This is a genomic window from Tychonema sp. LEGE 07196, from assembly GCF_963890365.1.
In the GTDB taxonomy this organism is placed as follows: Bacteria; Cyanobacteriota; Cyanobacteriia; order Cyanobacteriales; family Microcoleaceae; genus Microcoleus.
In genome coordinates this window covers 1-6870 of record NZ_CAWPRX010000139.1, presented here as the reverse complement: position 1 = coordinate 6870, position 6870 = coordinate 1, and the positions used below count along the sequence as shown (strand labels likewise).

Below are 6870 nucleotides of genomic sequence, written 5' to 3'. Positions count from 1 at the left end.
GTAATATCTAGCGCTACTTTATGAAATTGGTATAAGACTGGTGTAGGGCGATCGAGCGCGATCTCAACAACCAGCTATGTTTTAAGTTTATTTTCGATCGTAGCAACCGACAAAAAAAGTAAATTTTTGTTGCGCTCAAATCAAGATCGCAGCAGCAACCTCAAGAAGTGCTAGTACGAGAGTCGGGAAACCGCCTATGCGCTGAATGTGGGGCCAGCCAGCCCTTAAGCTAAACTAGATGGGTGTCAACACAAAGAGGAATTTATGTCAGAGCAAGCCAACGCTCGCGATTTGTTTCGCGCTGCTTACGAACACCGCTACACCTGGGATGCGAATTTTCCCGGTTACAGTGCCGATATTGAACTCAAACAAGGCGACGAAGTATATACGGGCCATGTTTCCATCAAACCAGACATGAGCGTGGAAGTCAGCGGTATTGCAGACGAAGAAGTGAAGCAGAGCGTTTACACCCAAATGCGGGACATTGTTACCCACCGCAAGCGCTCATCATTTGAACAATCTCACGGCAAAAATAGCTTCACCCTCGGCGAGAAGGACAGCAGCGAGGCTGTGGATATTCTAGTGAAAGGCGACTCAATGGGCTCGAATTATAAAATCCGAGGTCTGTCAATTTGTCAAGTCAGCCGGGTGATGGGCCGCATGGCTTTCGTCATTGACACGCACAAAAGCTTAGAGACTCCCGAAGGTTCTTTGGCTAGCCACTACGATGCGGTTTTCCGCAACCCCGAAACCAACGAAATCATCAAAGAACTAGAATTTGAAGATACCTTTGACAAAATAGGCGACTATTATGTCATGACGAAGCAAGTAGTGCGATCGAAAGAAAAAGGTCAACTGACAACAACCGAATTTAACTATTCCAACATCAAACTGCTGCAACCAGCAGTAGTTTAATCTTACAGACTGGGGTGCGCGGCCCGTCGCCCACCCTAAAAATCGAAGTTGCGCGTCCAAGACGGCTGGATTTGGCAGCAACTCAGGCTACGATCGAATAAACCCAATATCAAGAAATTATTTCAGAGGCAAAATATGACGACACTAGCACTAACCAGAGATAACGTGGAAACAGTTCTCGATGAACTGCGTCCCTACCTGATTTCCGACGGCGGCAACGTCGAACTCGTAGAAATCGACGGCCCGGTAGTACACTTGAGACTGCAAGGAGCTTGCGGCTCTTGTCCGAGTTCCACCATGACTCTGAGAATGGGTATTGAACGCCGCCTGCGCGAAGCAATTCCAGAAATTGCCGAAGTCGAACAGGTAATGTAATTAGTTAGTTGGCAGTTGGTAGTTGGCAGTTGGTAGGAAAGCAATTGGCAGTTGGTAGGAAAGCAATTGGTTGTTGGTAGGAAAGCAATTGGTAATTGGCAATTGGTTGTTGGCAATTGGCCCGAAAGCATTAACTAATAACAGTCAACAGTCAACAGTCAACAGCCGACAGTCCACAGCCAACAGCCAATAGCCAACAGTCAACAGTCAACAGTCAACTGACTGTTACCTTTTTTTGAATTACCATTACCAAATGCGATGTCTCACCCCCTTTACGTAGCCTTCATTTGGCACCAACACCAACCGCTGTATAAATCCCGAGTATCCGCTACAGCAAAAGAAGCTCAATACCGACTGCCTTGGGTGCGCCTGCACGGAGTCAAAGATTACTTGGATTTAGTGCTAATTCTGGCAAAATATCCCAAACTGCATCAAACAGTAAACCTGGTTCCGTCCTTAATTTTGCAGATAGAAGACTGCATCGCAGACAAAGCATTAGATCCTTACTTGGCGGTAACTCTCAAGCGAGCCGATGATTTAAACATCGAAGAAAAAGAGTTTGTTTTAGAACACTTCTTTGATGCCAATTACCACACCCTGATTCAGCCCCATCCCCGGTACGCTCAACTCTACACTCAGCGACAGGAAAAAGGCATTCAGTGGTGCTTGGAAAACTGGACTGTCCAGGATTTTGGGGATTTGCTGGCGTGGCACAATTTAGCTTGGATCGATCCGCTGTTTTGGGATGACCCCGAAATTGCCGGGTGGCTGAAACAAGGACAAGGTTTCCGCTTGGCAGACCGAAAAAACATCTACGCAAAACAAAAAGAAATACTGTCAAAAATCATTCCCCAGCACCGTAAAATGCAAGCTGAGGGACAGTTAGAAGTCTCCACAACCCCCTACACGCACCCGATTTTACCGCTGCTTGCCGACACCAACAGCGGCCGCGTAGCTATTCCTAACATGACGCTGCCAAAACATCGGTTTGAGTGGGCAGAAGATATTCCCAGACACTTGAGAAAATCCTGGGAAATGTATCAAGAAAGGTTTGATTGCCAACCGCGCGGTTTGTGGCCGTCGGAACAGGCTGTCAGCCCGGAAATTTTGCCCTACATTGCTAAACAAGGTTTTAAATGGATTGTCTCGGATGAGGCGGTATTGGGGTGGACAATTAAACAGTTTTTTAACCGGGATGGGGCGGGGAATGTTTACGAGCCAGAATTGTTGTATCGTCCTTATCGTTTAGAAACTCCTGATGGCGATTTGGCGATCGTATTTAGAGACCACAGATTGTCTGATTTGATTGGGTTTACCTACGGTTCTATGGAACCGAAGAAAGCAGCGTCAGATTTGGTGGGACACTTGGAGGCGATCGGCAGAACTCTCAAACACCGACAGTCAAGCGGCGAAACAGCTTTAGAAAATCCCTGGTTGGTGACGATCGCCCTTGATGGCGAAAATTGCTGGGAATTCTATCCCGAAGACGGCAAACCGTTCTTAGAATCGCTCTATGAAACCCTCAGCGATAGCCCAGATATCAAATTAGTCACAGTTTCGGAATTTCTAGACAAATTCCCAGCCACCGAAACAATACCCGCAGCCCAACTGCACACAGGTTCCTGGGTAGACGGTTCCCTGACAACTTGGATCGGCGATCCCGCGAAAAATCGCGCTTGGGACTTGTTAGGGGCCGCGAGACAAATGCTGGCGAACCATCCAGAAGCCACGGAAGAAAGCAATCCCGAAGCTTGGGAAGCGCTTTATGCGGCCGAAGGTTCCGACTGGTTTTGGTGGTTTGGCGAAGGCCACACGTCAAATCAAGATGCTATGTTCGATCAGTTATTTCGCGAACACGTAGCAGGAATTTACGAAGCTCTCGGCGAGGCTGTACCCCCGGAAGTGCGGCGGCAAGTAGAGGCGCATCACGCGGCTGGCGATCGCGAACCGCTGAGCTTTATTCACCCGATTATCGACGGTATCGGCAACGAACAGGATTGGGACAAAGCCGGCCGCATTGAAATTGGCGGAGCAAGGGGTACAATGCACCGGAGTTCGGCAATTCAGCGGCTTTGGTACGGAGTCGATCACTTGAATTTTTACCTGCGCGCCGACTTCAATGCTGGGGTGCGGCCGGGTATTGATTGCCCGCCGCAGTTAAACTTGTTCTGGTATTATCCCGATCGCACGATGCACAACAGTCCGATCCCACTGTCGGGTTGGCCCGACGAAGCACCGCTCAACTATCGGTTCCACCATCAGTTAGAGATTAATTTACTGACGAAATCGATTTGGTTTCAAGAAGCAGGAGAGGGCGATGAGTGGCATCCCCGCATCAGCAGAACCCAAGTGGGACTGGATAAATGTTTGGAGATAGCAGTGCCCTGGGCGGATTTGCAAATTATGCCAGACTGGCAAATGAAGCTGATTGCGGTTTTATCGGAAGGGGAGCGTTATTCTAGTTGTATGCCGTTCGATTCTTTGATTGCGATCGGAATGCCGTAAAGAGTCAGTAGTCAGTAGTCAGTAGTCAGTAGTTAGTAGTCAGTAGTCAGTAGTCAGTAGTCAGTAGTCAGTAGTCATTAGTCATTAGTCAGATTATGTTTGATTGTGTCCGGTAGGTAGATCGCGAAAAAAGAGGTTCGATCGTTTGGACTTTAGTTTTGTATTTTCCGAGGACTTCAGTCCTCAGCACAAACCAGCTAGAAAAGAGGTTCGATCGTTCGGACTTTAGTCCTGCATTTTCTGAGGACTTCAGTTCTCACGACAAACCAGATAGCAAGTGAATTCAGATGAAATTAAATCATTATTTATGAGGAAATAAATCAAATTCAATGAACCGCATTTTGCTCTTGGTCGATCGCCACCAACAACCTAATTTGCCGATCGCACACCTCAACACCCAACATGAGGTGATCGTACCCGATCGCACTTGCGAACCAAACTCAGAAGTTCACATTCCTAAAATTGCTTTTGACTTGTGCATTCTCGACGAGGCAAATTTCGATCGCCTCGGGCCGCTGATAGAAGCATTAAAAACAGCCGCCGAGCCGATATTTTTACCGTTTTTGCTCCTGGGCACATCCCAAACCCCGGCCCTCACCGATCCGCATTTTTGGCAGCAGACACAAAAACTCGATCGCCGAATTGACGATTTAATCGCAACTCCCGCAGAGGCCGCCCAACTGCACTTGCGGGTAGAGAATTTGTTGGCCCGCAGGAAGCTGTCGCTAGAAGTCCACAGACTCCAAGAAATAATTAAACAACGCACTGTTAGCGAAAGTTTGTTAATTGATTCGCTGCAAACGGCCAACAAAAACCTGCAACAGGAAATCGCTAAGCGGGCCGAGGCAGAAGCTGCACTGCGAGAAAACCTCTATCTCGACTTGCTGATGAATGCCATGCCAGATATTGTCTGCTTCAAAGATGGCGAAAGCAGATGGCAGGAGGCAAATCAAGCAATACTGGAATTGTTCGAGCTATCAGCAGATGAATACCGCGGCCTGACAGATTCTCAGCTAGGAAAACTCAGCCCTTTTTATCTGGAGGCGCTACAGGCGTGCGAGGTGAGCGATCGAGCCGCGTGGGAAAAAGGTATGCTTTCTAGGGGTGAAGAAGTGATTCCCCAATCGAACGGTACTGTGAAAATCTACGACGTGATTAAAGTACCCCTATTTCACCCTGACGGCAGACGCAAAAGTATCGTGATTTTGGGTCGCGACATCACCGAATACAAGCAAGCTAGAGATGAACTCGTCCGCTTAGCGTCCATTGTCGAGTCCTCTGACGACGGGATCGTCGGCAAAACCCTCGCCGGGACAATTCAGAGCTGGAATGCAGGAGCCCAGAAGATTTACGGCTACTGTGCGGCGGAAGTCAAGGGGAAGTCGATCGAAATTTTAGCAATACCCGAACGCCCGAAGGAAATGCCCCAAATTCTGGAAAATATTCGGGCTGGAACCACTATCGACCATTACGAAACCGTACACTTACGCAAAAACGGCGAACAGATAGATGTGTCCCTGACGATTTCTCCGATTAAAGACGCTAAAGGAATGGTGACGGGGGTTTCGACAATCGCTCGCGACATCAGCGACAGCAAGCGAGTTGAAAAAGCCCTAGAACAACTCCGCCACCAAACAGAAATGATTTTGTTCTCCGCCGGGGAAGGCATTTGCGGGTTGAACAAACAGGGAAAAGTAACTTTTGTCAATCCGGCGGCGGTGAGAATGGCCGGCTGCGGCTCGAAGGAATGGATCGATCGACCGCTCTATGAAACCATAAACCGTTCTCCCGAAGAATGCTCGCGGGCGATCGAGCTTTTGTCGCCTGCAACAGTCATTAATTCTGCTTCTGAACTTGTCGCCGACTGCGCCGCCGCGCCAACGGGAAAACTGCCCTTGCGGGTAAGTTCTCAAATTTTAGACACCTTAGCAGACGGAGAGGTTCGGCGCGTTAATGATGAAGTTTTTTGGCGCGTTGACGGCAGCACTTTTCCGGTGGAGTACGTTGTTGCTCCGATGCGAGAACAAGGCCAAATTATTGGAGCCGTGGTGACTTTTAAAGATATCACCGATCGGCTTGCCGTCGAGCGCATGAAAGATGAATTCATCTCCGTTGTCAGCCACGAACTGCGGACACCGATGACTTCGATTCACGGCGCTCTAGGCCTCCTCAACAGCGGTTTGCTTGACGTTCACCCCCACAAAGCCAAGCGGATGCTGGAGATTGCTGTCACTAATACTGACCGCTTGGTGCGCTTGATCAACGACATTCTCGATTTAGAGCGCATGGAGTCGAGTTACAGCACTGCAGTCAAACAAACTTGCAATGTTGCTGAGCTGATGTTGCAGGCCGCTGACGAGATGCAGGGCATGGCGCTACAGGCGGGAGTTATTTTGTCCGTCAGGCCTGTGGAAGCTTTGTTGCGGGCTGTGCCCGATCGGCTAATTCAAGCCTTGACAAATTTGCTCAGCAATGCTATTAAATTTTCTCCGCCCGGAGCTACGGTTTGGCTGAGCGGGGAGTTGATGCACGATCGGGATTTGATAGCGCGATCGGACTCGAAGTCGCGATCGTCTCCTCATGCTGCCGCCACCAATCCGCACTTGTCGTCCGTGAGTTCGTCTATCGTGATTGCTGTCAAAGACCGAGGGCGGGGCATTCCGCCAGACAAGCTAGAGATTATCTTTGAACGCTTTCAACAGGTTGATGGTTCTGATTCTCGCCAGAAAGGAGGTACTGGTTTGGGGCTGGCTATTTGTCGCAGTATCGTGCAGCAGCACGGGGGCAGGATTTGGGTAGAGAGTGTTTTGGATGAGGGCAGCACTTTTTTCTTAAGTCTGCCAATTCTCGGAGAAGGGTAGGCTACAGTTGACAGTTTACCTAGATTTACCTAGGATTTAGGAACTAGATTCTCGGTAAATTAATGAACAGACTGATTAGCATTGGTAATTTTGATAGAAAAAAGACGCAACCTTTGAAGAAGACCTCGCCAGCAACGTTTCGGAAATAAAGAACTCATTCAAAATCTTGCGAATTCTGCGCGAAGCAATTAATATACAAAGATACAACAGCATT

The 6870-nt window shown here is 48.7% G+C and carries 4 protein-coding genes; all 4 read left to right on the top strand.

Features of this window, described 5'->3' with window-relative positions; translation table 11 throughout:
* Positions 1 to 264: 264 nt before the first annotated feature.
* The 4 genes from AACV78_RS15935 to AACV78_RS15920 all read left to right on the top strand — a co-directional run bounded on the left by AACV78_RS15935 (position 265) and on the right by AACV78_RS15920 (position 6656).
* Positions 265 to 915, top strand: coding sequence for a DUF3386 domain-containing protein (locus AACV78_RS15935; protein WP_194012901.1), 651 nt, complete (start codon positions 265 to 267; stop codon positions 913 to 915).
* Positions 916 to 1050: 135 nt separating this feature from the next.
* A complete protein-coding gene (locus tag AACV78_RS15930; protein WP_194012902.1) occupies positions 1051 to 1290 on the top strand; it encodes a NifU family protein in 240 nt (79 codons plus the stop codon).
* 258 nt (positions 1291 to 1548) lie between these two features.
* Positions 1549 to 3795, top strand: coding sequence for a glycoside hydrolase family 57 protein (locus AACV78_RS15925; protein WP_194012903.1), 2247 nt, complete (start codon positions 1549 to 1551; stop codon positions 3793 to 3795).
* A 329-nt stretch (positions 3796 to 4124) separates the two neighbouring features.
* Positions 4125 to 6656, top strand: a complete 2532-nt coding sequence (locus tag AACV78_RS15920; RefSeq protein ID WP_194012904.1) for a PAS domain S-box protein — start codon at positions 4125 to 4127, stop codon at positions 6654 to 6656.
* Positions 6657 to 6870 lie beyond the last annotated feature (214 nt).

Excerpts from the sequence above, each read along its gene's own strand:
- AACV78_RS15935 (WP_194012901.1), top strand. The coding sequence starts at position 265 with ATGTCAGAGCAAGCCAACGCTCGCGATTTGTTTCGCGCTGCTTACGAA.
- AACV78_RS15930 (WP_194012902.1), top strand. The coding sequence starts at position 1,051 with ATGACGACACTAGCACTAACCAGAGATAACGTGGAAACAGTTCTCGAT.
- AACV78_RS15925 (WP_194012903.1), top strand. The coding sequence starts at position 1,549 with ATGTCTCACCCCCTTTACGTAGCCTTCATTTGGCACCAACACCAACCG.
- AACV78_RS15920 (WP_194012904.1), top strand. The coding sequence starts at position 4,125 with ATGAACCGCATTTTGCTCTTGGTCGATCGCCACCAACAACCTAATTTG.